The sequence below is a fragment of the Pseudonocardia petroleophila genome (assembly GCF_014235185.1).
Classification (GTDB): domain Bacteria; phylum Actinomycetota; class Actinomycetes; order Mycobacteriales; family Pseudonocardiaceae; genus Pseudonocardia; species Pseudonocardia petroleophila.
Genome location: NZ_CP060131.1, coordinates 6,066,627 through 6,093,260 on the forward strand (window position 1 = coordinate 6,066,627; position 26,634 = coordinate 6,093,260).

Consider the following 26,634-nt stretch of genomic DNA (forward strand, 5'->3'; position numbering starts at 1 on the left):
ATGCGGAACGACCGCGGCGGCGTTGCCCGGATACGATGGACGGCGACGAAGGGGCCGAGTGTGAACGAGCTCATCGATACCACCGAGATGTACCTCCGCACGATCTACGAGCTGGAGGAGGAGGGCGTCGTGCCGCTGCGGGCACGGATCGCCGAGCGGCTGGGCCAGAGCGGCCCGACCGTGAGCCAGACCGTGGCGCGCATGGAGCGCGACGGTCTGGTCGTGGTGGCGGGTGACCGCCACCTGGAGCTCACCGACGCCGGCCGGTCGCGGGCCGTGGCCGTGATGCGCAAGCACCGCCTGGCCGAGCGCCTGCTCACCGACGTGATCGGGCTGGAGTGGGAGCTGGTGCACGCCGAGGCGTGCCGCTGGGAGCACGTGATGAGCGACGCCGTGGAGCGCAAGCTCGTGGCCCTGCTCGACAACCCCACGATCTCCCCCTACGGCAACCCGATCCCCGGCCTCGACGAGCTGGCGCAGCACCGGTCGGCCCCCGGCGGCCCGCCCACCCTCGAGGTGGGACTGCAGCGGCTCGACGAGTTCGCGCGCCGCGGCGGCGGCACCGTGGAGGTGCGCCGGATCGCCGAGCACGTGCAGATGGACGCCACGCTCATGGCGGAGCTGAAGGGCTCGGGCATCGTGCCCGGTCACGACGTGCAGGTGCACTCCATCTCCCGCTTCGGTGACGCCGTGCCCGTCACCTCCGAGGGCGAGGGATCGTCGGTGGCGCCCCTCATCGCGCACGCGGTGCTGGTGCGGGCGCGGTAGTCCCGTCGTGGGACGGTGTGCCCGACCCGAACCCGTCCCAGGAGGAGTTCCGTGAAGCTGCTCGTCACCGGCGGCGCCGGCTACATCGGCAGCGTGTGCGCCGCGCACCTGGTCGCCGCGGGCCACGACGTGACCGTGCTCGACGACCTGTCGACCGGGCACCGCGACGCGGTGCCCGACGGGGCCGCGTTCGTCGAGGGTGACGTGGGCGAGGCGGCGGGCGACGTGCTCGCCGCGGGCTTCGACGGGGTGCTGCACTTCGCGGCCCGATCCCTGGTCGGCGAGTCGGTGCACCGCCCGGAGCTCTACTGGTCGGGCAACGTGGTGGCCTCGCTGCGGCTGCTGGAGGCGATCCGCGCGCACGGCACCCCGCGGCTGGTGTTCTCCTCCACCGCCGCCACCTACGGCGAGCCCGCGCAGGTGCCGATCCGGGAGGACGCGCCGACCCGGCCGACCAACCCCTACGGCGCGAGCAAGCTCACCATCGACCACGCCATCACCTCCTACGCCGCCGCCCACGGGCTGGCCGCGGTGAGCCTGCGGTACTTCAACGTGGGCGGCGCGCACGGTCGCTTCGGCGAGCGCCACGGCACCGAGACCCACCTGATCCCGATCGTGCTGCAGGTGGCGGCCGGGGTGCGGGACTCGGTGCAGGTCTTCGGCGACGACTGGCCCACCCCCGACGGCACCTGCGTCCGCGACTACGTGCACGTCGACGACCTGGCCGCGGCGCACCTGCTCGCCCTCGACCACGCGACGGCCGGCACGCACGCCGTCTACAACCTGGGCAGCGGCACCGGGTTCTCGGTGCGCGAGGTGATCGACACCTGCCGCGAGGTGACCGGGCACCCGATCCCGGCGGTGACCGCGCCCCGCCGCGACGGCGACCCGGCCGTGCTCGTGGCCTCCAGCGAGGCCATCACCGCCGCGCTGGGCTGGTCGCGGGCGCACACGGGCCTGCGGTCGATCGTGGCCGACGCGTGGCGCTTCGCCCAGGAGCAGCTGCCCGTCTGACCCGCTCACGGCCGCCCGCCGAGCAGGGCCTCGCGGATCTCCGCGGGCCGCAGCGGGACCGACGCCGCCGACCGCAGCAGCCGCGTGAGGCGGTGCCCGGGCCAGCTGCGCTCGGCGCGGTCGAGCGCGACGTTGGCCAGCGCCCCCTCCCCGCGCAGCAGCGCGGTGGCCGCGAGCAGCGCCGCGGGCTCGGCCGCCTCGGGGTCGGGCAGCTCCCGGCACAGCGCCGCCCACAGCGCCTCGGCGCCCGGGAGGCCACCGGGGTCGTGCGCACAGCGCCGCAGCACCGCGTCGCGCACCGTCGGGCGGGTGAGGGCGGCGGCCAGCGCGACGGCCCGGGTGTCGTCGATCACGCAGCGGCCCGCTGCGGACTCGGCGAGCGCCGCGTCGAGCGCGGCGAGGTGGACGGCGTCGTCGTCGACCGGACCGCCGGGACCGGCCGACGCGACCAGCAGACCCTCCCGGCGGCGGATCGCGATCCCGTCGACCGGTTCGACGAGCCGGAGCAGCTCGTCGCGACTTCCCCGCAGCACCGCCCCCGCCAGCACCGCGGCGGCGGCGAGCTCGGTGCCGGCCGGGTCGGGCAGCACCCCGGTGCACGCGCACTCGCCGAAGCAGCCCCAGCGCCCGCCGCCGTCGGTGTGCTCGGCCCACACCGCGGTGTGCACGGTGACGCCGTGGTCGTCGAGCGTCTCGACCGCGACGTCGACCACGTCGGTGCGCCGCCGCGCCCCCGCCCCCACGACGACGACCGCCGCCCCGACCGGATCGTCGGTGCACAGCGTGGCGGCGGCGTGCCGCACCACGTCGGGGACCTGCGGGGGCGGGGGCAGGTCGACCCGCAGCGTCAACCCGATCCGGCGCCCGGACGGGCCTCCGGTGGCGACGAGCACGAGCGACTCGCGGGGCCGGAACCCGAGCATCACGGGCACCGCGGCGACGAGATCGGCCGGGCGGCCCAGGCGCAGCAGGGTGGGCGCGGGACCGGCGACGGGGGTGGAGGTCATGGCGCCAGGGTCGGCACCGGGGGCCGTCCCGGCCAGGCCGTGATCGACATCCTGTGGACGGAGCCCCTGCGGGCGCCGGTCGCGGGCCCGTACCGGCCGGTTGTGGACAGCCCGGTCGCGGACGCGCCGGACCGTCGTCGTGCAGTGTTAACCTGCCCGGCTTGCCCGCGGGGCGCCCGGCCGCGACGCTGGGCCCCGTGACCGACGAGACCACCGTGTACGACTACGACCTGCTGGTGATCGGATCCGGGCCGGGGGGCCAGAAGGCCGCGATCGCGGCGGCCAAGCTGGGCAAGCGCGTGGCGGTCGCCGAGCGCCGGCACATGATGGGCGGGGTCTGCGTCAACACGGGCACGATCCCGTCCAAGACGCTGCGCGAGGCCGTCCTCTACCTGACCGGGTTCGCCCAGCGCGACATGTACGGCGCGAGCTACCGCGTGAAGTCCGACATCACCATCGCCGACCTGCTCGCGCGCACCTCGCACGTCGTCGGGCGCGAGGTGGAGATCATCCGCAACCAGCTCATGCGCAACCACGTCGACCTGCTCGGCGGCACCGCCCGGTTCGTCGACGAACACACCGTCACGGTCCAGGGCGAGGTCCGCGGCGACCACAACACCGTCACCGCGGCGAACGTCGTCATCGCCACCGGCACCCGCCCCGCCCGCCCGCCGCAGGTGGAGTTCGACGACGACCACGTCATGGACTCCGACGGCGTCCTGGACATGCAGCGCGTCCCCGGCTCGCTCGTCGTGGTCGGCGCGGGCGTCATCGGCATCGAGTACGCCTCGATGTTCGCGGCGCTGGGCACCCGCGTCACCGTCGTCGAGCGGCATCCGCAGATGCTCACCTTCTGCGACCCCGAGGTCGTCGAGTCGCTCAAGTTCCACCTGCGCGACCAGGCGGTGACCTTCCGCTTCGGGGAGGAGGTCGAGAAGGTCGAGATCACCGCCAAGGGCACGGTCACCAGCCTGGCCAGCGGCAAGCGGATCGCCGCCGACATGGTCATGTACTCCGCGGGCCGCCAGGGCGTGACCGACGAGCTCGACCTGGAGAAGGCGGGGCTGTCCGCGGACGAGCGCGGGCGGATCACCGTGGACGAGCAGTACCGCACGTCGGTGCCGCACATCTTCGCCGTGGGCGACGTCATCGGCTTCCCCGCGCTGGCCGCCACGAGCATGGACCAGGGCCGCCTCGCCGCCTACCACGCGTTCGACGAACCGGTCCGCGAGCTGCAGGAGCTCCAGCCGATCGGCATCTACACCGTGCCCGAGATCTCCTACTGCGGGAAGACCGAGGAGGAGCTGACGTCCGGCTCCGTCCCGTACGAGGTGGGCATCTCGCGCTACCGCGAGCTCGCCCGCGGGGCGATCGTCGGCGACTCCTACGGCATGCTCAAGCTGCTCGTCTCCACCGAGGACCGGACGCTGCTCGGCGTGCACGTGTTCGGCTCGGGCGCCACCGACCTCGTGCACATCGGGCAGGCGATCATGGGCTGCGGCGGCACCGTCGACTACCTCGTCGACACCGTGCTCAACTACCCGACGCTGTCGGAGGCCTACAAGGTCGCCGCGCTGGACGTCACGAACAAGATCCGCGCGCTGGAGGCGTTCTCGGGCTGAGGCCCGGGTCCTAGGTGAGGCCGATCCCGCGCTCGTCGATCCACGGGCGCGGGTTGACCTTCGTACCGCCCGGGGTGATGACCTCGAAGTGCAGGTGCGGGCCGGTGGACTGGCCCTCGTTCCCGACCTCGGCGATCACGTCGCCCGCGGCTACCGACTCGCCGACTCGCACCAGCGAGCGGCTGATGTGGCCGTAGACGGTGATCGTGCCGTCGTCGTGCCGGACGCGGACCCACTGGCCGAAGCCGCTGGCCGGGCCGGAGTCGATCACGGTGCCGTCGAGCGGCACGCGGATCGGGGTGCCGATCGGGGCGGCGATGTCCAGACCCTGGTGCGAGGTGCCCCAGCGGGCGCCGAAGCCGGAGGTGATCCGGCCGACGACCATCTGCACGCCGCCCGCCGCGGACGCCGCGGCGGTGGCGGCGAGGCGCGCCTCCTCGGCGACCCGGGCCTCCTCCGCGAGCCGCGCCTCCTCGGCGGCGCGCGCGGCCTGCTCGGCGGCGACGCGCTGGACCTCGGCGGCCTTCACCAGGTCGGCCGCGCCGACCACCTGCGGCTCGGGTGCCACCGGGGCGACCGCGGAGACCTGCTGCGCGACGAGCGGGAGGGCCGCCTCGGCGACGGGTGCGCCGGGCGTCAGCACCTCGTCGAGGCCGATGCGCAGGACGTTCGCGCCCTCGGCGGCGGCGGGCAGGGCCGACGACAGCGCCATCTGGCCCGCGGCGACGAGGGTGCCGCCGGCGACGAGTGCGCCGACGAACCGGGCGGCTCCGGAGGGGCCGGACACGTGGTCCAGCACGGACGGGAGCGCGAACGAGCGGCTCGCCGCCACACCTGCTCCCGCTGCCACCGGGGAGCTCGGCAGCGGGAGCGCGAGGTGTGTGCGACGGCCCTGGGGGGAGCGGTGCCGTGACACGACCTTGTTCCTTCCGGATCCACACGGCCCGGGGACGTTCCCGTCGGGGGGCGGGCGGACCGCTGGGGAGCGCGGTCCGTCGTCCGGTTCTGTGACCGGGCCGTTATCGATCGACGACGACGTTAACCGAGGCCGACCGGTGGGTGACCCCGGGCGGCCCCGGGTGAGACCGTCGGCCCGCGGGGCGCGCCGAGCGGCAGGAACGGCGTGTCCGGCCCGACACGCCGGGTGCGTGTCCGTCCGTTCGGCGCAGCGCCACGTCCCGTCCCCCGCCGGGACCGCACGACGGCCCGGGCGAGCGGGCCGGGAGGAACCGGAACCGGCGAACGGAGCAGTCACCCGTCGCGGCCGGCGCGGCGGGCGGGCCCCCGGGCGTGATCGGGAGTGCGGCCCGGGTGGGCGTCAACCCCGGGCCGCGGACGTCACAGCGGACGTCGCAGGGGCTGGGACATCACAGCCCCAGCTCGGCGATCCGCGCCCGGTACCGCTCCACGTGGGCCAGCTTCACGTCCTCGTACCCGCGCACCAGGTCGGCCGCCTGCGCCGCGGCGACGGCCGTGGCGTGGTTCTCCGCGGTCAGCCCCGCGGCGAGGCCGCGGACCATCGCCCGGTAGTCGTCGCGCAGCTCGCGCTCCAGCCGCCGGATCCCGGTCCGCCCGAACGGGTCGAGCGGGGTGCCGCGCAGCACCCTGCCCCGGGCGAGCGTGGTGAGCACCGGGCGCATCCACGGCCCGAACGCGATCTTCTTCTGCCGGCCCAGCGACTTGAGCACCGGCGGGTGCAGCCGGTAGCGCCGCTTCGTCCCGCCGGGGACCTCCGCGGCCAGGGTCGCCTCGAAGGCCGGGTCGGTGAGCAGCCGCGCCACCTCGTACTCGTCCTTGTAGGCGGTGAGCTTGTGCAGCCCGTGCGCGACGGCCTCGCTGAAGGACGTGTCGTCGCCCAGCGCCCGCTCCGCCCGCCACGCCGCCTGCACGTCGCGGACGTAGGCGCGCGCGGTGCGGACGCCCTGGTAGCCGACGAGCTGCGCGGCCCGGATCCCCGCGAGGCGGCGGGTCTCCCCCGCCAGGTCGCCGAGGTCGTCGAAGACGGCCGGGGCGGGCGCCGCGGCGGACCCGGTGGCCGACGCGAACGCCACCGGGTCGGCGACGGCGACGCGCCCCCAGCGGAACGCCGCGGTGTTGACCGCGACCGCGACGCCGTTGAGCTCGATCGCCCACTCGATCGCCGCGGCCGTCAGCGGCAGCGCGCCGGACTGGTAGGCCGCGCCGACGACGATCAGGTTGGCCGGCATCGCGTCGCCGAACAGCGCGTTCGCGGCGGCCTGGGCGTCGAGCGGCACGACCGCGCGGGCCGTGCCGGCGATGCGGGCGACCAGGGCGTCGACGTCGGGGGCCGACACCGACGCGTCGCGCACCATCGCCCCGGTCGGCACCGGGCTCGTCGAGACGACGGCCAGCGTCCGCTCGGCGGAGGCGTAGGCGAGGTAGCGGGCGTCGGCGCCGACGAGGGCGTCGAAGGCCAGGTAGCAGGCGGCCGTGCCCGTGCCGACGCGGTTGGCCGCGCCGAGGGCGTCGGTGTCGGCGGCGATCCGCAGGTGCGAGGTGACCGGGCCGGCCTTCTGGGAGAGCCCGGTCTGGTCGACGCCGTGCACCGCGCGCCCGTCGCGGACGGCGGCGGAGGCGAGCACCTGGTTGACCGTGACGATCCCGGTCCCGCCGATGCCGGCGAGGAACACGTCACCGGACCCCGGGCCGGTCACGTCGGGGACCGCCGGGGGGTCGCGTCGCTCCGGCCGCTCCGCCGACGAGCCGGGCGGCAGCTCGACCGTCACGAACGACGGGCAGTCCCCGTCGAGGCAGGAGTAGTCGGTGTTGCAGGAGGTCTGGTCGATGCGGGTCTTGCGGCCGAACTCGGTGTCGACGGGCTGCACCGAGAGGCAGTTGCTCTTCACCCCGCAGTCGCCGCAGCCCTCGCAGACCGCCTCGTTGATGACGACGCGGGTCGGCCGCACCGCCAGCGCACCGCGCTTGCGCAGCCGCCGGGACTCCGCGGCGCAGCGCTGGTCGTAGACCAGGACGCTGACCCCGGCCACGTCGGCCAGCACCCGCTGCGCCTCGTCGAACCGGTCGCGGTGCCACAGGTCCACCCCCGCGGGCAGGGCCGGGAGCGCGCGGTAGCGCTCCGGCTCGTCGGCGCACACGATGATCTTCGTGACGCCCTCGGCCAGCAGCTTCGCCGCCAGGGCGGGCACCTCGAGGCCGCCCTCGGCGTCCTGGCCGCCGGTCATCGCGACCGCGCGGTTGTAGAGGAGCTTGTAGGTGATCGACACCCCGGCCGCGACGCACGCCTGCACCGCGAGCTGGCCGGAGTGGGCGAAGGTGCCGTCGCCCATGTTCTGGTACATGTGCGCGGCGTCGGTGAACGGCGACTGGCCGATCCACTGCGCGCCCTCGCCGCCCATCTGCGTGATCGAGGTGACCTCGCTCGAGGGCCGGTGCGTCAGCGCCACCATCGCGTGGCAGCCGATCCCGCCGCCCGCGACGGCCCCCTCGGGCACCACCGTGGAGCGGTTGTGCGGGCAGCCGGAGCAGAAGTACGGGGTGCGGGCGACGGGCAGCAGCTCCAGCTTCGGCGGCTCGCGGCGCTCCGGCGCCAGGTCGACCCGCCCGCCGAGCACCCGGCGCAGCGGCCCGACGAGCGCACCGGCCGTCAGCTCCCCCGCCTCCGGGACGAGCGGGCGCCCCTCGGCGTCGGCCGAGCCGAGCACCACGGGGGCGTCGGGCGTGCCGTAGAGGACGTCGCGCACCGCCGACTCGACGAACGAGCTCTTCTCCTCCACCACGAGGACGGTGTCGAGGCCGCGCGCGAAGTCGCGCAGCAGGCCCTTCTCCAGCGGGTGGACCATGCCCAGGCGCAGCAGCGAGATGCCCGCGCGGCGGCAGCCGTCGTCGTCGAGGCCGAGGTCGGCCAGTGCCTGCCGGGCATCGGTGAACGCCTTGCCCGCCGCGACGATCCCGATCCGCGCAGCGCCGCCACCCCGCCCGTCCACCTCGACGGCGTTGATCGGGTTCGCGGCCAGGAACGCGCGCAGCATCGCCCAGCGCGGGCCGTACATCTGCGCCTCGGCCTCCAGCGACGCGGGCGGGGCGAGCATCGGGATCTGCCGGTACTCCCACGGCCGCCCCTCCCACTCCAGCTCGGGCACGGTGATGTCCACGTCGCCGCAGGTCCCGTCCACGGTGAAGATCCCGTCGGCCACGTCGGCGGTGATCTTCATGCCGACCCACATGCCCGACGCCCGCGACATCGCGATGCCGAAGCGGCCCAGCCGCACGATCTCCTCGGCCGTGCCGGGGTAGAGCACCGGCAGCCCGAACCCGGCGAGCGTGCGCTCGCTGATGCACGGGATCGTCGAGGACTTGCAGCTCGGGTCGTCACCGGCCAGCACCAGCACGCCGCCCTTCGGGTGGGCGCCGCACATGTTGCCGTGCCGGAACGGGTCGCCCGCCCGGTCGACGCCCGGCGCCTTGCCGTACCAGATCCCGACGGCCCCGTCGACGGTCCGCGCGTGGCCGGGGACCTCGACCTGGCTGCCCCAGACCGCGGTGGCGGCGAGCTCCTCGTTGACGCCCGGCACCAGCGTGAGCCCGGCGTTGTCCTTCAGCTCGGCGGCCCTGGCCAGCGTCTGGTCGAGCCCGCCGAGCGGGCTGCCCTGGTACCCGGACACGAACGACGCGGTGCGCAGCCCGGCCGCGGCGTCGGCGGCGTGCTGCTCCACGAGCATCCGCGCGATCGCCTGCACCCCCGTCAGCAGGACGGGCCCGGCTCCCGCGCGGTAGCGCGAGGCGAGGTCGAAGTCGACGGGGCGGGAGTCCTGCAGCGTCATGGTGCTCCTCTCGTCGTGCGCGGAGACCGTGGCCGGGGACCACGGCGTCCGCGCACGGCCTACTCCTGGGACCGCTCCAGGGCCGCCGACACCGACGCCGCCGCCCTGCGGACACTCTGCACGACCGCGACCTTCCGCGCTCCGAGCACGCGCGAGGTCCCGCCGACGACGGAGATCGCGGCGACCGCGACCGTCCGCTCGCCCCGGCGCAGCACGATCGGCGCCGCGATCGACGACATCCCCATCGTGTGCTCCTCGCGCGAGGCCGCGTAGCCGTCGACGTGGACCTGGCGCAGCACCTGCCGGTAGCGGTTGGGGTCGACGATCGTGAAGGGCGTGCGGCGCACGAACCCGCGCTCGAGGATCGCCCGCGCCATCGACGGGTTGTACGCCGCGATCACCTTCGCCGCGCTCGACGAGTGGCCGGGCCCGCGGCGGTAGAGCTCGGTGTGGAACATCGTGCCCGCACCGCTGTGCTCCAGCCGGTCGACGTAGAGCACGTCGGCCCCGACGGGCACCGCGAGCTGCGCGGTCTCCCGCAGCACCTCGCGCAGCTCGGCGAGCACCGGCAGCGACAGCTCGCGCAGCATCAGCCGGTCGACGGCCAGCTGCCCGATCTCGAACAGCCGCAGCCCCAGCCGGTAGCGGCCGTTGCGCGAGCGCTCCAGCATCCCCGACGCCGCCAGCGCGGCCAGCATCCGTGACGCCGTGCTCTTCGCGACGCCCAGCTCCGCGGCCACCCGGGTGGCGCCGAGCTCGGCCTCGCGCTCGAAGCAGCCGAGCACGGCCATCGCGATGGAGACCGACCGCAGCGGGCCGTCGCCCACCGCGTCGGTGTCGGGCTCCAGGGCCGGGACCTCGGGCGCGAGCGCCGCCGGGTCCAGGATCGCCTCGTCGAGATCCAGGATCGTCATGGGCTCAGGACTCCCAGGCGGTCATGATTCCCACTGCGGGAACTCGTCCGGTGGCGGCACGTTCACCTCGGTGACCCGGTTGCGGTAGGAGACGAACGCGGTCTGGCCGCCCTCGCGCAGCTTCACCCGGATCTCCTCGGTGTTGAGCGGCTCGCCCGGGTCGTAGCCGTGCGCCCACGTGGCGAACGCGCGCATCGGGCCGGAGTGCGTGGCCGCGAGGATCCGCTGGTCGCCCGGGTTCTCCGCGATGAGCCGGTGGAACCCCCGCCAGAACCGGCGCACGCACAGCGCGGGCGGCTCGAAGTACATCAGCGGGATCGTCAGCCAGGTCTGGATCGGGTCGCCCCCGCCCAGCTGCACGCGGTAGAACCGGTCGATCTCGACGAGCCAGCGCGGCCGGTCGCCGACGGCCATCCGCTCCAGCTTCTCCATCGTCGACTGGTACTGCCGGAACGCCGACGTCACGTCGCGCAGGCCGTCGGGGGTCCAGACCCCGAAGTTGCGCAGCTCGGGGATCGGCGTCGGCTCGGTGAGGGTGATGTCCTTGCCCCACATCGCCATGCCGTCCTGCGCCCCGTTGTAGAGCTGGACGGCGGTCTGCCGGGCCCGGTTGGTGTCGGCGTGCACCAGCCGGACCGTGTCGCCCGCGTCCCAGCGCCGGGCCAGCTCGTGGCCGCGGCGGTGGGCCTGCCAGCCGCCCATCGGCGTCAGGCCGGCGTCGGTGGAGTACCCCTGCGTGATGCCGTGGCGGATGATCGAGATCTCGCAGACGAACTTCTCGCTCGCCCGCCGCTGCACCGGTGCCGCGATCTCCTTGCCGCGCGTCGCCTCGGCCAGGGCCGGGGTGAACACGGCGCCGTCGAACTCGACGGTCGGGGCGGGCGGGGCGGCCGTCGCGCCCCGCTCGCGGAAGCGGCGCAGGTAGAGCGGGGTGTCGTCGACGGTCGCGGTGCCGGTCCCGGCCCTGTTCGCGGTGCCGCTGCTGTTGCCGCCGCGGCCGTTGCTGCCGTTCGCGGCCGGCGCGGTGCCCTGGCGCTCCCGGTACTTGGCGAGGTAGTTCGGCGCCTCGTACCGGTCGAGCTTGCGCGGATCGTGCGGGGCGCTCACGAGTGCACCGTGAAGAAGCGCTCGTTGACCTGGCGGTGGTAGTAGAAGATGGCGCGCCCCATCTCCTCCTCGGTCCAGGTGATCGGCTCGAAGTCGGGGTCGACCCAGTAGCCGCCGGTGAACAGCTCGTTGCGGTTGCCGACGGGGTCGAAGAAGTACGTCGTGTACCCGCGGGTCACGCCGTGCCGCGTGGGCGCCACGTCGATGGTCACGCCGTGGTAGGCCAGCGTGTCGGCGGCGTCGCGGATGCCGTTCCAGTCGTCCATCCAGAACGCGAAGTGGTGCAGCGCGCCGTTCGGGCCCGTGATCACGGCGATGTCGTGCGGGGTGTGGCTGCGCTCGAGGAACGCGGCCAGCTGGTGCCCGTCGTTGGCGACGATCTGCTCGGTGAGCCGGAACTCCAGCACGTCGATGAAGAACGCGGAGAACGCCTCGACGTCCTCGGCCATCACGAACACGTGGTCCAGGCGCGGCGGCGCGATGCCGACGAGGTCCTGCGGCCGGGGCGGCGGGTTCGTCATCGGGAGCATGTTGCCCAGGCGCTCCATGCCGTGCACGAGCTCGACGAGGTGGCCCGACGGGGTCTCGAAGCGGATCGCCTCGCCCCAGCCCGGGCCCAGCTCGCGGGCGGCGTACCGCTTCACCGGCACGCTCACGGCCTGCAGCTTGTCGGTGAAGTAGTCGAGGTCGCCCGCCTCGGCGACCTTGAACGCCATGTGGTCGAGCCCGTAGGTCGGGGCCTGGCGCAGCACGACCGAGTGGTGCTCGTGCTCGTCCCAGCACTTGAGGAACACCCGGTCGACGCCGTCGCGGACGTCGCGCGCGGTCTCGACCAGGCCGAGGACCTCGGTGTAGTAGGCGGTGCACAGCTCGAGATCGGGGACCCGGATCTCGACGTGCTGGAGGCGAAGGATCCGATCGCTCATGAGTGCTCCTCGCTGGCGCTCGTCGCCCGCATTCGCGGCGCTGCTGTGTCCGATGGTGAACTCGCGAGCTCGTTCACGTGTGCATCCTCAGGAAGCGCTGGCTGACGATGTTCTCGTAGTAGAAGAGCCCCTTGCCGAACTCCTGCTCGGTCCAGGTGATGATCTCCTGGTCGGGATCGACCCAGTAGCCGCCGGTGAAGACCTCGTTGCGGATGCCGAGCGGGTCGAAGAAGTAGATGGTGTTGCCGCGGGTGACGCCGTGGCGGGTGGGACCCTGGTCGATCTGCACGCCGTTGTAGGCGAGCGTGTCGGCGGCCTTGCGGATGTGGTCCCAGTCGTCGAGCCAGTACGCCCAGTGGTGCAGCGCGCCGTTCGGCCCGTTGACGATCGCGATGTCGTGCGGGGAGTTGGTGCGGCCGGCCAGCCACACGCCGAGCTGGTGGCCGTTGCCGTCGAGGACCTGCTCGGTGAGGCGCAGGCCCAGCACGTCCTGGAAGAACCGCGCCGCCTCGCCCACCTCCTCGGCGTTGACGAGCATGTGGTCCATCCGCGGCGGGGCGATGCCCGGCAGGTCCGGCGGCGGCACCGGCGACGGATTGGACTTGCCGAGGATGTTGCCGGTCTTCTCGACGTCCCAGACCAGCTCCATGATCTGGCCCGACGGCACCTCGAACCGGATCGACTCGCCCTGCCCGACGGCCTCCCCCTTCGAGACGCGCGAGACCTGGGCGCCGTAGTCGGCGAGCTTCTTCTCGTAGTCGTGGAGGTCGTCCTCGGACTCGACGCGGAAGGTGAAGGAGTCCATCCCGGTGCGCGGGTTGTAGCGCATGCGCAGCGAGTGGTGGTCCTCCTCGTCCCAGCACTTGAAGTAGACGGTGTCGCCCAGCTCCGGGTCGACGGTGCGCTGGACCTGCTGCAGGCCCATGACCTCGGTGTAGTAGGCGGTGGCGAGATCGAGGTCCGGTGTACGGACGTCGATGTGGGCGAGGCGGAGGATGCCCATGCGATCAGCTCCCGGTTCCCTTGACGCCCCGACGCTAGCCCGCCTAGCGTTCCGCAAGGAAGACAAGGCGTTCCGCATATCAGAACGGAGGCGGTCGTGCCGGATCCCCTCGACATGCGCTCGGCCGTGGCCGGGTACGTCACGGCGCTGCACCGCGCCTACCTGGCGCAGGCCGACACGTTCCCGCCCGCCGTCCGCGGGCGCATGCCGCTGTGCGCGGGCGGGCCGCTGACCGTCGCCGCCGTCGGGGCCCGCAACCTGCACCTGCTCGCCACCCGCGAGGGCCTCGGCCCGCTGCGCGGGCAGGAGGTGGAGCTGCCGGGCTCGCTGCCGGGGCTCGAGTGGTCGCTGCGCTTCTACGACCCCGTGGTCACGCCCTCGCTCGGGCTCGTCGACGAGCGGGAGGGACCGGCGTACGGCGAGGTCAAGCACGCGCTCGGCCTGACGACCGTCGTCTACCACGTGGTGGCGCAGCCGGGGTCCGGGCTCACCGCGCACCACGCCGGGCACATCGGCTCCGGGCTGGCCGCGCAGCACTCGTCGGCGGCGCGCGACTTCGAGGCCATCCGCGCGCGGGTCCGGGGACGGGAGCACCTCCTCGACGAGCTGGTGGGCGCCGCGTCCGCCGGGCTCCCCCGCGCCCAGGCCCTGCTCGCGCGCGCGATCGCCCCGCACAACGCCGGGGTCGCCGCCGCGGCCGACGCCGCCGTCCCCGACCCGGACGCGATCCGCAGGGCGCTGCTGGAGTCGGTCGGCGGCCGCCGGGACTGGACCCCGAAGGCCCCGCCCGCATGACCGACGCGACCCTGTCGACCGTCCGCAACGCCGCCCGGCTGCTCAAGGCGTTCCTGTCCCGCGAGGAGTCGATCGGGGTGTCGGAGCTGGCGCGGCGGCTCGACCTCGGCAAGTCCAACGTGCACCGCCTGCTCTCCACGCTGGTCGCCGAGGGGCTCGTCGAGCAGGACCCCCGCACCGGCGGCTACCGGCTCGGCATCGTGATGTTCGAGCTGGGCGAGGCCGTCAAGGTCCACCTGGACCTGCACGCCGCCGCCGGACCGGTCCTCGCCCACCTGCGCGAACAGACCGGCGAGTCGTCGCAGATCGGGGTGCTCGACGGGGACGAGGTCGTCTACGTCGACCGGCTGGAGAGCGCGCACTCGCTGCGCCTGTTCACCGAGACGGGGCGCCGCGTGCCCGCGCACTGCACCTCCAGCGGCAAGGTGCTGCTGGCGCACGGCACGGAGCCCGACCGCGAGGCCTTCCTGGCCCGCCCGCTCACCCGGCTGACGACCCACACGATCGTCGAGCCCGGGGCGCTGCGCGACGAGCTCGCCACCGTCCGCGCGCGGGGCTGGGCCGAGGCGATCAACGAGCGCGAGATCGGCGTCGCGAGCATCGCCGCGCCGATCCGCGACATCCACGGCGACGTCGTCGCCGCGATCAGCATCGGCGCCCCGGTGGCCCGCTTCGGCGCGGTGCCGCGGCGGCGGTTCGCCCGCGCTCTGGCGGAGGCCGGGGAGGCGGTGAGCCGGCGCCTCGGCTGGAACCCGGAGATGGCGACGAGGGGCCGGGAGGCATGACCTGTTCCGGCCAGCGGAACGGGGCCCGTGACCCGCGGGCCGCGGGCCGACACGATCAGATCCGGACACCGACGACTGGGAGCACTCCATGCCCGTGACCGACGCACCGGCGAAGGCCCGGGCGCTCTACGACGCCCGGCGCACCCGCGTGCCGATCCCGCCGTTCACCGACGAGGACCCCACCCTCGGGATGGCCGACGGCTACGCGGTGCAGCGGGAGCTGATCGACCTGCTGCTGGCCGACGGCGACCGGATCATCGGCCACAAGGTCGGCCTGACCAGCAAGCCGATGCAGAAGATGATCGGCGTCGACTCCCCCGACCACGGGCCCGTCCTCGCCTCCACCGTCTACCGCGACGGCGACACGGTGCCGCTCGACCGCTTCATCGCCCCGAAGATCGAGGCCGAGATCGTGTTCGTGCTCGGCGAGCGGCTGCAGGGCCCGGGGGTGACCGTCACGCAGGCGCACGCCGCGATCGCCGGGGCCGTCGCCGCGATGGAGATCGTCGACTCCCGGATCGTCGACTGGCGGATCAAGCTGGCCGACACCGTCGCCGACCTGGCCTCCAACGGCGCCATGGCCACCTCGAGCCGGATCGTGCCGCTCGCCGGGATCGACTCCCGTCTGATCGGCATGACGCTCACCCGCAACGGCGAGCTGATCGACACCGGGGCCGGCGCGGCCGCGCTCGGCGACCCGGTGGCCGTCGTCGCCTGGCTGGCCAACGTGCTCGGCGAGAACGGCGTCGCGCTGGAGCCGGGCCACCTGGTCATGACCGGCGCGCTGCACGCCGCCGTCCCGATGACCGCGGGCGACGTCTTCCGCGCCGAGTTCGACCGGCTCGGCCCGATCACCGTGAGGGTGGCATGAGCGACTACGCGATCCAGCTGCAGAAGGCGGTCGCCGACCGCACCGCCATCGACGCGCTCGACGTCCCCGACCTGCCCACCGCCTACGCCGTTCAGCGCGTCCTGCGCGACGCGGCCGGACCGCTGGCCGGTTGGAAGCTGGGCGTCACCAGCCGGGCCAAGCAGGCCCAGGTCGGTGTGAGCAGCCCCGTCTTCGGGTTCCTGGCCGGCGCGAACGCGCTCGACATCGGCGAGCCGCTCGACACCTCCGAGCTGATCCAGCCGCGCTGCGAGCCGGAGATCGTGTTCGTGCTCGGCCGCGACCTGGCCGGCCCGCACGTGACCGCCGCCGACGTGATCGCGGCGTCGTCCGGGGTGGCCGTCGGCATCGAGGTGCTCGACTCCCGCTACCGCGACTACAAGTTCACGATGGCCGACGTCGTCGCCGACAACACCTCCGCGGGCCGGTTCGTCGTCGGCACCCCGGTGCCGCCCGCGGGCATCGACCTGCGCCTGGTCGGCGTGGTGCTGGAGAAGAACGGCGAGCTGGTCGCCACGGCGTCCGGCGCGGCGTCGCTCGGGCACCCGGCCGCCGCCGTCGCGTGGATGGTGCGGACCATGGCCGCCGACGGCGAGGGCCTGCGGGCGGGCGAGGTCGTGCTGTCCGGCGGGCTCACCGCCGCGGTCCCGGTGGCGCCCGGCGACGTCGTCGTGGCCTCGATCGACCGGCTCGGCACGATCGAGCTCGGCTGCCGCTGAACCCCTCGTGAGTGGATGAGGGGGCTGGAGCCCTCTCATCCACTCACGGCCGACGAAGGAGGCCCCACCCGTGCCACTGGTCCAGATCACGCTCGCCAAGGGCCGCACGCCCGAGCAGCTCGCCGCGCTCGGCGAGGCGGTCACCGCCGCCGTGCACGAGTCGATCGGCGCGCCCACCGAGAACGTGCGGGTCGTCGTCTCCGAGTGCGAACCGGACCTGTGGTTCGTCGGCGGGGAGTCGCTGTCGGCGCTGCGGGCCTCCGGCAAGCGCTGACGGGATGACCCTGGTCCCGCTCGACGGCGCCGACGGCCGCGACACGTGGGTCGTCCGGTCCGCGGACGGGCGCAGCTTCGCGGTCTTCCGCGTCGACGGCGGGTTCCGCGTCACCGACGCGGTGTGCCCGCACAACAGGGGCCCGCTGGACCAGGGCTGGCTGCGCGACGGGCGGGTCGTCGTCTGCCCGTGGCACTGGTACCGCTTCGACCTCGACACCGGCGAGTGCGAGACGGCCCCGCAGCACCGCCTCGGCACCTACCCGGTGGTGGTCCGCGACGGGGTCGCCTGCGCCGACGTGGGCGAGCCGGCCGCCGAGCTGTCCTGGGCCGAGCGGCTGCGCGCCCACGCCCGCGGGGAGGGCTGACCGCACCGTCCCGGGCGGTCCGCCCCCCGCGGTAGGTTCCCGGCATGGCAGACCAGGAGGCCGGCGAGTTCCCCGCCCGGTTGGGCCGCCCCGCGACCCGTGCGCTGGCCGCACACGGGTACACGCGCTGGGAGCACCTCACCCGCGTCGCCGCGGCCGACCTGCTCGCACTGCACGGCGTGGGACCGAAGGCGATCCGGATCCTCACCGAGGAGCTGGAGCAGCGGGGGCTCGCGTTCGCCGGGCCGTGACCCCGGTCGGGGTCACGCGGCGACGATGACCTCGTCGACCACGCCGTCCTGGTCGTAGTCGTAGTAGGCGGTGTCGTCGAAGCCGTCGCCGTCGGTGTCCTCGATGGCGAAGTCGAAGCAGCCGTCGTAGTCGGTGTCGTAGGCGGCGCCCTCGGCGTACCCGTCGCCGTCGGCGTCGTAGGTGTAGGAGTCGATCCGGCCGTCGTGGTCGGCGTCGTAGATGTCGACGATGGTGCTCATGGTGGTCTCCCCTGCGATGTCGGCCGGCGGATCCGGCCTGTTCGTCAGGAAGGACTCCGCCCCGGCCCGCCGGGTTACACCGGATCCGAGAACTCTCCCGGATGCGCCGTTCGGCGCAGCACGGCGGGCGGCCGCGGCCGGGTCGGTCCATCCTGCCCCGATGACCGTCCCCCCTCCGGTCGTCGCCACGGCGGACGACGCGGGAGCCGCCCGCCGGTTCGTCGTCGGCAGCGCGACGGGCCTGGCCGCCGTCGTCGTGGCCGGTGTGGGGCTGGTCGCGCTCCTGTGGCTGCTGGCCGGAACCCTGGTCGGGTTCGACGTCGCGGTGGCCCGCGCGGCCAACGACCTCGTCGCCCCGCGCCGGTGGCTGGTCGCGGTCCTGACGACGGTCTCGGTGCTGGGTGCCGACCTCACCGCGGCGCTCGTCCTCGGGACGCTCACCGTCGCCCTGCTCGTCCGCGGGCGACGGGCCCTCGCGCTCTACGTCGTCGTCGCGGGGGCGGGTGGCGCGGTCCTCGCCCCGGCGGTCAAGGGCCTGGTGGGGCGGCTGCGGCCCGTCGTCGACGTGCCGGTGGCGGTGGCGCCGGGCTCGAGCTTCCCCAGCGGGCACACCCTGACCGTCACGTACTGGGTCGGGATCGTGGTGCTCGTGGCGCTGCCCGCCGTCCCGCCCCGGGCCCGCCGGGCGGTGGTCGCGGCGGCGGTCGCGGTCGTCGTGGCCGTCGGACTGACCCGCATCGGCCTGGGCGTGCACTACCCGACCGACGTACTGGCCGGGTGGCTGCTCGGCGCGACCTGGCTCGCCCTCACCGCCGTCGCGTTCCGCGGAGCGCCCGCGACCGGCGCGGGTCTCGACCCCGGCGCCGCCGCCGACCTGCGGCCCGCGCCGGCGCACGGTCCCCCGGAGCACCGGTGGGGCCTGGCCGCGCGGCTGCTCGTCGTGGCGGTGCTGCTGGTCGGGGTGCTGCTGGGCGTCGGACATCTGGTGACGACGGTCGCGGCCGGCACCCCGGTGGCCGCCGCCGACCTCGGGCTGGTGCAGGCCGTCGCGACCCTGCGCACCCCGGTGCTCGACGCGGTGTCGGCACCCGCGGCGGAGCTGGGCAACACGCTGGTGGTGGTCGTCGGTGCCGCCGTCGCGGCCGTACTCGCCGTCGCGGCGCTGCGCAGATGGCGCCCGGCCGTGCTGATCGTCGTGGCGGTGGCGGGCGAGACCCTGATGTTCATGGTCGTCGCGTCGGTCACCGGCCGCACCCGACCGGCGGTGGACCACCTGGACGCCCAGCTCCCGCCGACGTCGAGCTTCCCCTCGGGGCACACCGCCGCCGCCGTGGCCCTCTACGGCGGGATCGCGGTGGTCGTGCTCGGCGCGACGAGGGCGTGGTGGCGCTGGATCGTCATCGCCGTGGCCGCGGTGGTCGTCGTGGTGGTCGCCGCGGCCCGGCTCTACCGCGGCGCCCACCACCTCTCCGACGTGCTGGGCAGCGTCCTGCTCACCGTGCCGTGGCTCTGGGCCCTGGACCGGACGCTCAGTGCTCCGGCTCGTGCCCCGTCGCCACCTCCCCGGTCGGGGTGATCTCCCCCGTCCAGCCGCAGGCGGTGCAGGAGCAGTAGAAGCGGCGCTCCTCGGCCTCCCAGAACTCCGTCGCCATCCCGAGCCCGACCGCGCACCCCGGGCAGTACCGGGGGACGTCCCGGCGGTGCGCGGCCGCGTCGGCCACGAACCGCCGGTCGACCGGGGTGCTCACTCGGCGGCCGCCTTCTCGGAGGCGATCTTGTCCGCCGCCGAGATGTGGATCTTCTTGATGGCGTCGAGGACGGGCGAGAAGCGGGTGGAGCCCATGTCGCAGAAGTCGAGCGCGAACTGGGCCCCGCCGGCGTGGAACTTGTCCTTCTCGCACGGGAGGTCGATCCGCTCGTGCTCCTCGCGGATGGTGCCCAGCGGGTCCTCCCCGCGCGCGACGACGTCCATCTGCTCGCGGAACATCTTGCGCAGCATGGCCACGCCGATGTCGGAGCGGCCCAGGTGCTCGGTGGTGCGGTCGGTGATCGCGCCCTGCGTCACCCACGCCATCATGTCCTGGCCCTCGACGTAGTTGGTGACGTGGCGGCCGTCCTTGTCGAACACCGGCACCTGGTAGTCCGGGATCTGCGGCTGGTCGACGTGCTCGTACCCGTCGGGGCTGTGCACGGTGTAGAGGATGAACCGGGTGGTGGTGCGGTTGATCGGCACCCGGATCTGCATCTGGTGGATGCCCCCGCCGCCCACCCGCATGTTGTACGGGAAGACCAGCGGGTGGCCGACCTTCCAGTCGTCGTTCTCCTCGGAGGCGCCCTTGAGCACGCGGCGCTTGATGATGCCCCACTCGAACGGCGTGAAGCCGATCTTCACGTGCTCCTTGCCGAAGGACGCGGGCGCGGTGAAGCCCTCGTGCTTGCCGACGAACTCGAAGTAGCGCCCGTGCAGGAACTCGACGTGGTGCGGGTCGACCGCGTTCTCCATGATCTGCACGTAGTTGCAGGGGAGGTCCGCCCAGCCGATGTCGCGGAAGCCGTCCATCACGTAGGTGTCGAAACGGGGCAGCAGCGGGGCGGGGTCCTCCTCGGAGTGCGGTCCGACGTAGGCCCACACCAGCCCGCCCATCTCCTCGACCTTGCCGGCCTGGGCACGCACCCGCTCCTGGAACTGGGTGTTGTCGCGCTCGGCGGGCTGGGAGGTGCACGCGCCGTCGGCGTCGAACACCCAGCCGTGGTACGGGCAGCGGATGCCGTCGGCCTCGACCACGCCGTAGGCCAGCGACGCCTTCCGGTGCGGACACGCCTCCGGCACGATCCCGTAGCGCCCCGACGGGCTCTTCCACAGCGCGAAGAACTCGCCGAGCAGCTCCACCCGCTTGACGGGGAACTCCTCCAGCTCGCGGGTGAAGGCCACGGGGTACCAGTAGCGCCGCAGCACCTCCCCCATCGGCGTCCCGGCCTCGACCTGGGTCAGCTGCTCGTTCTGCTCGGCGGTCAGCATGGAATCTCCCCGTATGTGGTGGTGGGCCCGCCTGCCGGCGGCGGAGGCACAACACGACGGTAGGTAGCGCCTCCCACCGGGACAAGGGATGCTTCCCGCATGGAGGGAAGGCGCCCGAGCTGGGAGCTGACGTCGGTGCGCAACGCCGCCCGGCTGCTCAAGGAGTTCTCCCGCACCGACCGCGAGCTGGGCGTCTCCGAGCTGGCCCGGCGCCTCGACCTCGCGACGTCCACCGTGCACCGGCTGCTGGCGACGCTCGCCGCCGAGCGGCTCGTGGAGCGCGCGCCCGGCGGCTACCGGCTCGGGATCGCGCTGTTCGACCTCGGCGCGAGCGTCTCGCCGCACCTGGACCTGCACGAGGCGGCGATGCCGGTGATGGCCACGCTGCGGCACTCGACGGGCGAGACCGTGCAGCTCGCCGTGCTCGACGGGATGGAGTCGGTCTACATCGACCGCCTGGAGAGCCCGCACACCGTGCGCATCTTCTCCCGCGTCGGCACCCGTCTCCCGGCGGCGACGACGAGCACCGGCAAGGCGCTGCTCGCCGCGCTGGCCCCCGACGAGCTGGACCGGCGGCTCGCGCGCTGGACCCCGCAGCGGCACACGCCGTTCACGATCGTCGACGAGCCGACGCTGCGCACCCGGCTGCGCGAGATCGCCGAGCGCGGGTGGGCGGAGAACCGGGAGGAGAGCCGCGTCGGCGTCGTGTCGGTGGGCGCGCCGGTGCGCGGGGCCGACGGGGACGTCATCGCGTCGCTGTCGGTCGCCGCCCCCACCGACCGCGCGGCCCCCGCGACGCTGCGCCGGATCCGCGTCGCGGTGGTGGAGGCGGCCGCGGTGGTGAGCAGGCGCCTGGGCGCCCCGCCCCGCGGCTGAACCGGCCCGAGACGGGGTGAGCGGTGGGCGGGTTCGAGGACACCGCCCACCGCGCACGTCTACCGGCCCGGGATGGGCTTCCCGCTGAACACGAACTTCTGCGCGAGCGCGACCGGGTCGTAGGTCGCGGCCGCGGCCGCCGGCGCCGTGACCGTGACCGGCCGCGACTGGACGATGCAGACCGGGTCGCCCGAGCGGCGGTGCCGCGAGATGACCCACTCGACGTCGACCGGGTAGCCGTAGTGCTCCTCGATCGAGGTGACCGCGGCGGCGATCGCGGCGATCTGCTCGTCGTCGAGGACCTTGCGGTCGGCGAGCTTGGCCGGCATCTCGATCTCGGTGACGCGCCCGTCGGCGAAGTCGAACGCCGACACCACGGTCTTGTGGGCGACGTCGTACTTGAGCACCCGGCCGTCGGCCTTGCCGACCTCGACGTGGTCGGGGTCGACCAGGCCCTGGACGATCGCCTCGCCCCAGCCCCAGCTCGTCTCGATGACGATCCGGTCCGGCTTGCCGGTGACCGGGTGCACCGAGAACGCCACCCCGGACGCGCGGGCGTGGATCAGCTCGATCACGCCCACGGCGATCGGCATGTCGTGGTGGGAGATGCCCTTGCGCAACCGGTAGGCCAGCGCCCGCCCGGTGAACAGCGAACCCCAGCACGCCCGCACCGCGTCGATCACCCGCTGCGGCCCGGAGACCCCGAGGTAGGTGTCGAAGATCCCGGCGAACGACGCGTCGGCCGCGTCCTCACCCGTCGCCGAGCTGCGGACCGCCGTCGGCACGTTGACGTCGACGGCCCGCAGGCACAGCTCCTCGTAGGCCTCGGTGATCTCGGCGGCGAGCGCGTCGGACATCGGGGTGTGCTCGAACAGGGCCCGGATCCGGGCCGACGCGTCCTCCACGGCCGCGTCGGCCGGGTCCGGTCCCAGCCACTCGATCACCTCGTCGATCCGGGCGTCGAGGCCGGACTCGCCGCAGTGCCGCCGGTAGGCCTCGACCGTGACGGCGAAACCCTGCGGCACCTCCACCCCGGCCCGGTGCAGCTCGGTGAGCCGCCCCATCTTCGATCCCGCCAGTGCCACCGCCTGCGCAGGGTCGACCGCGTCGACCCAGACCACCGATGCCATGTCGACCATGGAAACCCCCGATGTCACGCGCTCGCCAGATCCGCCGCGCGCTTGAGAATGGTGACCCGGCCGTTGGTGCCGTCCACCTCGATCTCGTCCCCGTCCTTGATCGCCACGGTGGCGATCCCGATCGCCGTCACCGTCGGGACGCCGTACTCGCGCCCGACGATCGCGGCGTGGCTGAGCATGCCACCGCCGTCGCACGCCGCGCCCGCGATCTTGCCGAACGCCGCCGTCCAGCTCGGGGACGTGGACTCGCACACCAGGATGGAACCGGGCTCCAGGCGGTGCATGTCGTCGCTGCTCTGCAGGACGCGCGCGATGCCGGTGGCCACGCCCTTGGCCGCGGCGACGCCGGAGAGCACGGTCTCCTCGGAGGCGTTCGGGTTCTGCACCGCGCGGATCGAGGACGGGTTGAGCCCGAAGATCTCGATGAGCACCGGGTCCTCGACGGTCTCCGGGACGGTGCCGAGCACCTTCGGCATCTCCCCGCGCAGCGCGCCCCAGTGGTCGAAGTACTGGCGGCGGTCCTGGACCAGGCTCTTGAGCCCGCCGTCGTAGGTCGAGCCCGTCGCGACCTTCTGCAGCTCCGGCCAGAACAGGTAGAGCATGTCGTTCTTGTCCTCGGCCCCGACCCGGTCGGCCAGCTCCTGGCAGACCCGGCGCAGCGGGATCATGACCTTGAGGTCGATGTAGTAGTTGTGGTCGTCCTGCCACCACGGGAAGTTGGCCTCGAGGTTGGACCGCAGGCCCGCCTCGAACACGGCCTGCTCCTCCTTCGTCAGGCCGGACCGGGCGGTCTCCACCGCGTTCTCGCGCTCGGCCATCGCGTTGCGCGCCGCTTCCTCGAAGTCGTGGTCGGTGTCCTTGAGCACGAAGCTCTTGATCATGTCGAGCGGGATCGTGTTGTCCTCGATCCAGCTCGGGACGCCGACGTCGCAGGTGGCCTCCTGGCGGTGCCCGTAGACCTGCAGGAAGTCGTCGAAGTCGGTGAGCCACTGCGACGCCGAGCCGCCCTGCGCGGACAGCGCGGTGCGGATGCCGAGGCCGGAGTTGTCCTCGAAGGCCTGGCGCAGACCGGCCGCCTTGGCCTTCTTCGCCAGGTCGGCGAGGCCGCGGTCGGTCTCCATAATCTTGGTGTCCTCGCCCTGGAGGAACTTGCCGATGTCGGCGGTGTTGATGCCCATCTCGGCGCAGGCCCCGTAGAAGCCCAGGAAGTTGACCAGCAGCGGGTACATCACGCCGAAGTGGATCTCCATCGACCGCTGGTGGTAGCGGCGGGCCTGGCCCAGCAGCCCGGCGAGGTCGCCCGTCGCCACGGTCGTGAGGTCGAGGCCGTGGAAGTAGTCCCAGGTGGCCTCGAGCTCGTCGCGGCCGGCCTCCCAGGTGGACTGGTAGTTCTCCAGGAAGCGCGGCAGGTTGGTCCCCAGCCGGTTGGCGCGGGCGCCGATCTCCCGGGGGTCGGTCTCGGGGATCGCCGAGCCGTAGAGGTGGGTGCCGGCGAAGCGCGAGGTGATGCCGCGGCCGGGGGGCAGCGGCAGGCTCTCGGCGGCGTGCTGGGTGCCCCAGCAGTAGCCGTCCTGGCCCCAGGCGAACGCGGCGAGCGGGGTCAGCCCGCGCGACCAGTGGAAGTCGAGGAACCAGAACTTGTCCTCGTCCTCCGGCGTGAACGGTCCCGTGCCGTCGACGATGTAGGGGGACTCGATGAACTCGGGCTTGAAGCCCGGGTACCACTCGCCGGTGTACGGCGCGACGGGGACGACGTTGGCCATGGGAACTCCGCTTCTCCGGGTGGTTGCCCGGGACCGTGTCAGTGGTCACAGGGCCGCGGCAAGCGAACCGTTCCCGCCTGCCGAACGCGCGGGCCCGTCGGCGTCGCGTTCGGCGGGCGCGAACCGCGCGCTTCCGCTGGTCACGGGCCCCGCCTAGCGTCGCGCCCATGCTGAGCGCCGAAAAGAACGAGCGCCTGACGCGGGTCGGGCCGGGCACCCCCATGGGTGAGCTGCTGCGTCGGTACTGGTGGCCGGTCGCCACCCACGACATGGCGACGCGGGTGCCGGTGAAGCGCCGCCTGCTCGGCGAGGACCTCGTCCTGTTCCGCGACGGGAGCGGCACCGTCGGCCTGCTGGCGGAGGCGTGCCCGCACCGCCGCGCCGCGCTGTGGCTGGGCTGCACCGAGGACGAGGGACTGCGCTGCGGCTACCACGGCTGGCGCTTCTCGGCGTCCGGCGAGTGCCTGGAGCAGCCCGGCGAGCCCGCCGACTCGACGTTCAAGAACCGCATCCGCGCCACGGCGTACCCGGTGCAGGAGCTGGGCGGGCTGGTGTTCGCCTACCTCGGGCCGCTGCCCGCACCCGAGCTGCCGCGCTACGACCTCTTCGTCTGGGACGACGCCTGGCGCGACATCGGCCACGCCGAGCTGCCGTGCAACTTCGTGCAGATCATGGAGAACTCCGTCGACCCGTACCACGTCGAGTGGCTGCACGGGCGCTACGGCAACTTCCTGCGCGAGCTGGGCGGGAATGCGGCGCCGCTGCCCGTCGTCACGAAGAAGCACGTCAAGGTCGCGTTCGAGGTCTTCGAGCACGGCATCCTCAAGCGGCGCGTCCTCGAGGGGCACACCGAGGAGGACGAGGACTGGAAGGTCGGGCACCCGCTGGTGTTCCCGCACATGCTGCGCGTCGGCGCGGCGGGGCTGGCGACGTTCCAGATCCGGGTGCCGATCGACGACGAGAACACCTGGCACGTCTGGTACCAGACCTACCGGCCCGAGGGCGGGGCGCCGCCGCAGGACGGGATCCCCGTCTACGAGATCCCGCTGGTCGACGAGCGCGGCGAGTACCTGCGCGACTACGTCGACGGGCAGGACATCGTCGCCTGGATCACCCAGGGCCGGATCTCCGACCGCACCCGGGAGCACCTGGGCCGCTCCGACCTCGGCGTGATCCTGCTGCGCAAGCTCTACGCCGAGCAGATGGACGCCGTCGCCCGCGGGGAGGACCCGCTGTGCACCTACCGCGAGCCGCACGAGGTCATTGACCTGCCGATGGAGAAGGACAAGTTCGGCTCGGCGGTGGAGTTCCGGCAGCTCTGGACGCGGGAGAGCTCGGTGCGCTACTCCCCCATCCGCGACGAGGTGCTGGAGATGTTCGGGGACCCGGTACCGGCGTGGTGAACTTCTGCCCGTCCTGCGGCGCGCGGCTCGGCGAGGCGGCGTTCGTGCAGGAGTACTGGGTGGCGCAGGACCGGCACGTGGTGTGCTGGTGCCCGGAGTGCTCGGTGATGTGCACCGTGGTGCTCGGCCGAATCGTGGGAACGGAGCCCGAGCACTGATGCGTGCACTCCTGCTGGACCTGGGCGGCACGGTCTTCCGCTCGGGGAGCGAACTGCTGGGCGAGTACGGCGCCGTGGAGCCGCGGGTGCGGGCCGTCACCGCCCGGCGCGGACCGCTCGGCACCGAGCCCGACCCGGAGTGGGACGCGATGATCCGCCAGGACATCAGCGAACGGGAGTACTGGCGGATCCGCTCCGACGAGGTGGGCGCCGCGCTCGGCCGCGACTGGCCGATCCAGGAGTTCATGCACACCCTCTACGGCCTCGCCGGCGACGACGTCATCCGGCCCGCGGCCGCCGCGCTCGTCGCCGACGCCCGGGCCGCCGGACGCCGGATCGGGGTGCTCACCAACGACCTGCGCGCGTTCCACGGCGACACCGCGATGGCGTCGCACCCGGTGCTCACCCAGGTCGACGTGCTGGTCGACGCGTCGGTCACCGGGATACTCAAGCCCGACCCGCGCGCCTACGCCCTCGCCGCCGCGGAGCTCGGCACGGCGCCGGGCGACATCGTGTTCGTCGACGACATGCCGTGGAACATCACCGGGGCCCGTGCGGCGGGCATGATCGCCGTGGAACTGGACCTGACCGACCCGGACGCCGCCTTCGCGCAGGCGCGCCGGGAACTGGACCTGGACGCGGAGGCGGCATGACGACCACTCGGCCTTGCAGCATGGCCACCTTCCCGCAACGGGACGGCGTGAAGGTGGCCATGCTGCAACGGGCGGGGCGGCGACGGGCGGGGCGGCAACGGGCGGGGCGGCAACGGGCGGGGCGGCAACGGGCGGGGCGG

At 73.6% G+C, this 26,634-nt stretch carries 27 protein-coding genes; 15 read left to right on the top strand and 12 right to left on the bottom strand.

All coding sequences use genetic code 11. The features are described 5' to 3' along the window. Positions 1–60 precede the first annotated feature (60 nt). Positions 61–768 (top strand): iron-dependent transcriptional repressor DtxR, encoded by a 708-nt coding sequence (locus H6H00_RS29725; protein WP_185718924.1) that lies wholly within the window; start codon positions 61–63, stop codon positions 766–768. 51 nt (positions 769–819) lie between these two features. After that, positions 820–1,782 carry a UDP-glucose 4-epimerase GalE gene (gene galE, locus H6H00_RS29730; protein WP_185718925.1) on the top strand — a complete coding sequence of 321 codons (963 nt, stop codon included), beginning with the start codon at positions 820–822 and terminating at the stop codon, positions 1,780–1,782. A 5-nt stretch (positions 1,783–1,787) separates the two neighbouring features. Here galE and H6H00_RS29735 read toward each other — a convergent pair whose 3' ends face one another. Further along, a complete protein-coding gene (locus H6H00_RS29735) occupies positions 1,788–2,789 on the bottom strand; it encodes a DUF4192 domain-containing protein (protein ID WP_185718926.1) in 1,002 nt (333 codons plus the stop codon). Positions 2,790–2,986: 197 nt separating this feature from the next. Between H6H00_RS29735 and sthA the strand changes: the two genes are divergently transcribed. Further along, positions 2,987–4,411, top strand: a complete 1,425-nt coding sequence (sthA, locus tag H6H00_RS29740; protein WP_255425444.1) for a Si-specific NAD(P)(+) transhydrogenase — start codon at positions 2,987–2,989, stop codon at positions 4,409–4,411. A gap of 10 nt (positions 4,412–4,421) precedes the next feature. Here sthA and H6H00_RS29745 read toward each other — a convergent pair whose 3' ends face one another. The 6 genes from H6H00_RS29745 to H6H00_RS29770 all read right to left on the bottom strand — a co-directional run bounded on the left by H6H00_RS29745 (position 4,422) and on the right by H6H00_RS29770 (position 13,163). Beyond that, positions 4,422–5,243, bottom strand: coding sequence for a M23 family metallopeptidase (locus tag H6H00_RS29745; protein ID WP_255425445.1), 822 nt, complete (start codon positions 5,241–5,243; stop codon positions 4,422–4,424). Positions 5,244–5,778: 535 nt separating this feature from the next. Beyond that, the gene (locus tag H6H00_RS29750) at positions 5,779–9,213 is read right to left on the bottom strand and encodes an indolepyruvate ferredoxin oxidoreductase family protein (protein ID WP_185718927.1); all 3,435 of its coding nucleotides are present in this window, start codon (positions 9,211–9,213) and stop codon (positions 5,779–5,781) included. Positions 9,214–9,272: 59 nt separating this feature from the next. Then, a complete protein-coding gene (locus H6H00_RS29755; RefSeq protein ID WP_185718928.1) occupies positions 9,273–10,127 on the bottom strand; it encodes an IclR family transcriptional regulator in 855 nt (284 codons plus the stop codon). A 21-nt stretch (positions 10,128–10,148) separates the two neighbouring features. Further along, positions 10,149–11,234: a histidine phosphatase family protein gene (locus H6H00_RS29760; protein ID WP_185718929.1), complete on the bottom strand. Its 1,086-nt coding sequence runs from the start codon at positions 11,232–11,234 to the stop codon at positions 10,149–10,151. Beyond that, positions 11,231–12,160 (bottom strand): catechol 2,3-dioxygenase, encoded by a 930-nt coding sequence (locus H6H00_RS29765; protein WP_185718930.1) that lies wholly within the window; start codon positions 12,158–12,160, stop codon positions 11,231–11,233. Before H6H00_RS29765 ends, H6H00_RS29760 begins: the two co-directional genes overlap by 4 nt. Positions 12,161–12,233: 73 nt before the next feature. Beyond that, positions 12,234–13,163: a catechol 2,3-dioxygenase gene (locus H6H00_RS29770; protein WP_185718931.1), complete on the bottom strand. Its 930-nt coding sequence runs from the start codon at positions 13,161–13,163 to the stop codon at positions 12,234–12,236. Positions 13,164–13,259: 96 nt separating this feature from the next. Between H6H00_RS29770 and H6H00_RS29775 the strand changes: the two genes are divergently transcribed. The 7 genes from H6H00_RS29775 (at position 13,260) to H6H00_RS29805 (ending at position 17,243) form a co-directional block, all read left to right on the top strand. Continuing rightward, positions 13,260–13,958: a hypothetical protein gene (locus tag H6H00_RS29775; RefSeq protein WP_255425446.1), complete on the top strand. Its 699-nt coding sequence runs from the start codon at positions 13,260–13,262 to the stop codon at positions 13,956–13,958. Further along, positions 13,955–14,743 carry an IclR family transcriptional regulator gene (locus tag H6H00_RS29780; protein WP_185718932.1) on the top strand — a complete coding sequence of 263 codons (789 nt, stop codon included), beginning with the start codon at positions 13,955–13,957 and terminating at the stop codon, positions 14,741–14,743. The genes H6H00_RS29775 and H6H00_RS29780 overlap by 4 nt, the downstream gene beginning before the upstream one ends. A gap of 88 nt (positions 14,744–14,831) precedes the next feature. Beyond that, positions 14,832–15,614: a 2-keto-4-pentenoate hydratase gene (locus H6H00_RS29785; RefSeq protein ID WP_185718933.1), complete on the top strand. Its 783-nt coding sequence runs from the start codon at positions 14,832–14,834 to the stop codon at positions 15,612–15,614. Next, positions 15,611–16,351: a 2-keto-4-pentenoate hydratase gene (locus H6H00_RS29790; protein ID WP_185718934.1), complete on the top strand. Its 741-nt coding sequence runs from the start codon at positions 15,611–15,613 to the stop codon at positions 16,349–16,351. Before H6H00_RS29785 ends, H6H00_RS29790 begins: the two co-directional genes overlap by 4 nt. A 70-nt stretch (positions 16,352–16,421) precedes the next feature. Next, complete coding sequence (gene thmT, locus H6H00_RS29795) at positions 16,422–16,625, top strand: 2-hydroxymuconate tautomerase (protein WP_185718935.1); 204 nt, start codon at positions 16,422–16,424, stop codon at positions 16,623–16,625. Positions 16,626–16,629: 4 nt separating this feature from the next. Continuing rightward, the gene (locus H6H00_RS29800) at positions 16,630–16,992 is read left to right on the top strand and encodes a Rieske (2Fe-2S) protein (protein ID WP_185718936.1); all 363 of its coding nucleotides are present in this window, start codon (positions 16,630–16,632) and stop codon (positions 16,990–16,992) included. Between the two features lie 44 nt (positions 16,993–17,036). Further along, complete coding sequence (locus H6H00_RS29805) at positions 17,037–17,243, top strand: helix-hairpin-helix domain-containing protein (protein ID WP_185718937.1); 207 nt, start codon at positions 17,037–17,039, stop codon at positions 17,241–17,243. 12 nt (positions 17,244–17,255) lie between these two features. Here H6H00_RS29805 and H6H00_RS29810 read toward each other — a convergent pair whose 3' ends face one another. After that, positions 17,256–17,483 carry a hypothetical protein gene (locus H6H00_RS29810; protein WP_185718938.1) on the bottom strand — a complete coding sequence of 76 codons (228 nt, stop codon included), beginning with the start codon at positions 17,481–17,483 and terminating at the stop codon, positions 17,256–17,258. Positions 17,484–17,643: 160 nt separating this feature from the next. On the opposite strand from H6H00_RS29810, the gene H6H00_RS29815 reads away from it, so the two are divergent. Beyond that, entirely contained in the window at positions 17,644–19,059 is a 1,416-nt protein-coding gene (locus H6H00_RS29815; RefSeq protein WP_185718939.1) for a phosphatase PAP2 family protein, read from the top strand. On the opposite strand, the gene H6H00_RS29820 is transcribed toward H6H00_RS29815, so the two are convergent. Then, positions 19,013–19,231, bottom strand: coding sequence for a hypothetical protein (locus tag H6H00_RS29820; protein WP_185718940.1), 219 nt, complete (start codon positions 19,229–19,231; stop codon positions 19,013–19,015). The genes H6H00_RS29815 and H6H00_RS29820 overlap by 47 nt on opposite strands. Continuing rightward, positions 19,228–20,502, bottom strand: coding sequence for a Rieske 2Fe-2S domain-containing protein (locus H6H00_RS29825; RefSeq protein WP_185718941.1), 1,275 nt, complete (start codon positions 20,500–20,502; stop codon positions 19,228–19,230). Before H6H00_RS29825 ends, H6H00_RS29820 begins: the two co-directional genes overlap by 4 nt. Before the next feature lie 99 nt (positions 20,503–20,601). Here H6H00_RS29825 and H6H00_RS29830 point away from each other — a divergent pair, with 99 nt between their 5' ends. Continuing rightward, complete coding sequence (locus H6H00_RS29830; RefSeq protein ID WP_185718942.1) at positions 20,602–21,378, top strand: IclR family transcriptional regulator; 777 nt, start codon at positions 20,602–20,604, stop codon at positions 21,376–21,378. Between the two features lie 59 nt (positions 21,379–21,437). Here the strand turns inward: H6H00_RS29830 and H6H00_RS29835 are convergent, their stop codons facing one another. Together H6H00_RS29835 and H6H00_RS29840 are read right to left on the bottom strand one after the other, a co-directional pair. After that, complete coding sequence (locus H6H00_RS29835; RefSeq protein ID WP_255425447.1) at positions 21,438–22,508, bottom strand: PEP/pyruvate-binding domain-containing protein; 1,071 nt, start codon at positions 22,506–22,508, stop codon at positions 21,438–21,440. A 23-nt stretch (positions 22,509–22,531) separates the two neighbouring features. Then, positions 22,532–24,280 carry a PEP-utilizing enzyme gene (locus H6H00_RS29840; RefSeq protein ID WP_185718944.1) on the bottom strand — a complete coding sequence of 583 codons (1,749 nt, stop codon included), beginning with the start codon at positions 24,278–24,280 and terminating at the stop codon, positions 22,532–22,534. A 167-nt stretch (positions 24,281–24,447) separates the two neighbouring features. On the opposite strand from H6H00_RS29840, the gene H6H00_RS29845 reads away from it, so the two are divergent. The 3 genes from H6H00_RS29845 to H6H00_RS32610 are packed head-to-tail and all read left to right on the top strand — an operon-like array spanning position 24,448 to position 26,494. Further along, entirely contained in the window at positions 24,448–25,683 is a 1,236-nt protein-coding gene (locus H6H00_RS29845; protein WP_185718945.1) for an aromatic ring-hydroxylating dioxygenase subunit alpha, read from the top strand. Next, positions 25,677–25,841: a hypothetical protein gene (locus H6H00_RS29850; protein WP_185718946.1), complete on the top strand. Its 165-nt coding sequence runs from the start codon at positions 25,677–25,679 to the stop codon at positions 25,839–25,841. Before H6H00_RS29845 ends, H6H00_RS29850 begins: the two co-directional genes overlap by 7 nt. Continuing rightward, positions 25,841–26,494 carry an HAD family hydrolase gene (locus H6H00_RS32610; protein WP_185718947.1) on the top strand — a complete coding sequence of 218 codons (654 nt, stop codon included), beginning with the start codon at positions 25,841–25,843 and terminating at the stop codon, positions 26,492–26,494. Before H6H00_RS29850 ends, H6H00_RS32610 begins: the two co-directional genes overlap by 1 nt. Positions 26,495–26,634 lie beyond the last annotated feature (140 nt).

Excerpts from the sequence above, each read along its gene's own strand:
- H6H00_RS29735 (WP_185718926.1), bottom strand. The coding sequence starts at position 2,789 with ATGACCTCCACCCCCGTCGCCGGTCCCGCGCCCACCCTGCTGCGCCTG.
- H6H00_RS29750 (WP_185718927.1), bottom strand. The coding sequence starts at position 9,213 with ATGACGCTGCAGGACTCCCGCCCCGTCGACTTCGACCTCGCCTCGCGC.
- H6H00_RS29755 (WP_185718928.1), bottom strand. The coding sequence starts at position 10,127 with ATGACGATCCTGGATCTCGACGAGGCGATCCTGGACCCGGCGGCGCTC.
- H6H00_RS29765 (WP_185718930.1), bottom strand. The coding sequence starts at position 12,160 with ATGAGCGATCGGATCCTTCGCCTCCAGCACGTCGAGATCCGGGTCCCC.
- H6H00_RS29770 (WP_185718931.1), bottom strand. The coding sequence starts at position 13,163 with ATGGGCATCCTCCGCCTCGCCCACATCGACGTCCGTACACCGGACCTC.
- H6H00_RS29780 (WP_185718932.1), top strand. The coding sequence starts at position 13,955 with ATGACCGACGCGACCCTGTCGACCGTCCGCAACGCCGCCCGGCTGCTC.
- H6H00_RS29785 (WP_185718933.1), top strand. The coding sequence starts at position 14,832 with ATGCCCGTGACCGACGCACCGGCGAAGGCCCGGGCGCTCTACGACGCC.
- H6H00_RS29790 (WP_185718934.1), top strand. The coding sequence starts at position 15,611 with ATGAGCGACTACGCGATCCAGCTGCAGAAGGCGGTCGCCGACCGCACC.
- H6H00_RS29800 (WP_185718936.1), top strand. The coding sequence starts at position 16,630 with ATGACCCTGGTCCCGCTCGACGGCGCCGACGGCCGCGACACGTGGGTC.
- H6H00_RS29805 (WP_185718937.1), top strand. The coding sequence starts at position 17,037 with ATGGCAGACCAGGAGGCCGGCGAGTTCCCCGCCCGGTTGGGCCGCCCC.
- H6H00_RS29810 (WP_185718938.1), bottom strand. The coding sequence starts at position 17,483 with ATGAGCACCATCGTCGACATCTACGACGCCGACCACGACGGCCGGATC.
- H6H00_RS29815 (WP_185718939.1), top strand. The coding sequence starts at position 17,644 with ATGACCGTCCCCCCTCCGGTCGTCGCCACGGCGGACGACGCGGGAGCC.
- H6H00_RS29825 (WP_185718941.1), bottom strand. The coding sequence starts at position 20,502 with ATGCTGACCGCCGAGCAGAACGAGCAGCTGACCCAGGTCGAGGCCGGG.
- H6H00_RS29830 (WP_185718942.1), top strand. The coding sequence starts at position 20,602 with ATGGAGGGAAGGCGCCCGAGCTGGGAGCTGACGTCGGTGCGCAACGCC.
- H6H00_RS29835 (WP_255425447.1), bottom strand. The coding sequence starts at position 22,508 with ATGGCATCGGTGGTCTGGGTCGACGCGGTCGACCCTGCGCAGGCGGTG.
- H6H00_RS29840 (WP_185718944.1), bottom strand. The coding sequence starts at position 24,280 with ATGGCCAACGTCGTCCCCGTCGCGCCGTACACCGGCGAGTGGTACCCG.
- H6H00_RS29845 (WP_185718945.1), top strand. The coding sequence starts at position 24,448 with ATGCTGAGCGCCGAAAAGAACGAGCGCCTGACGCGGGTCGGGCCGGGC.
- H6H00_RS32610 (WP_185718947.1), top strand. The coding sequence starts at position 25,841 with ATGCGTGCACTCCTGCTGGACCTGGGCGGCACGGTCTTCCGCTCGGGG.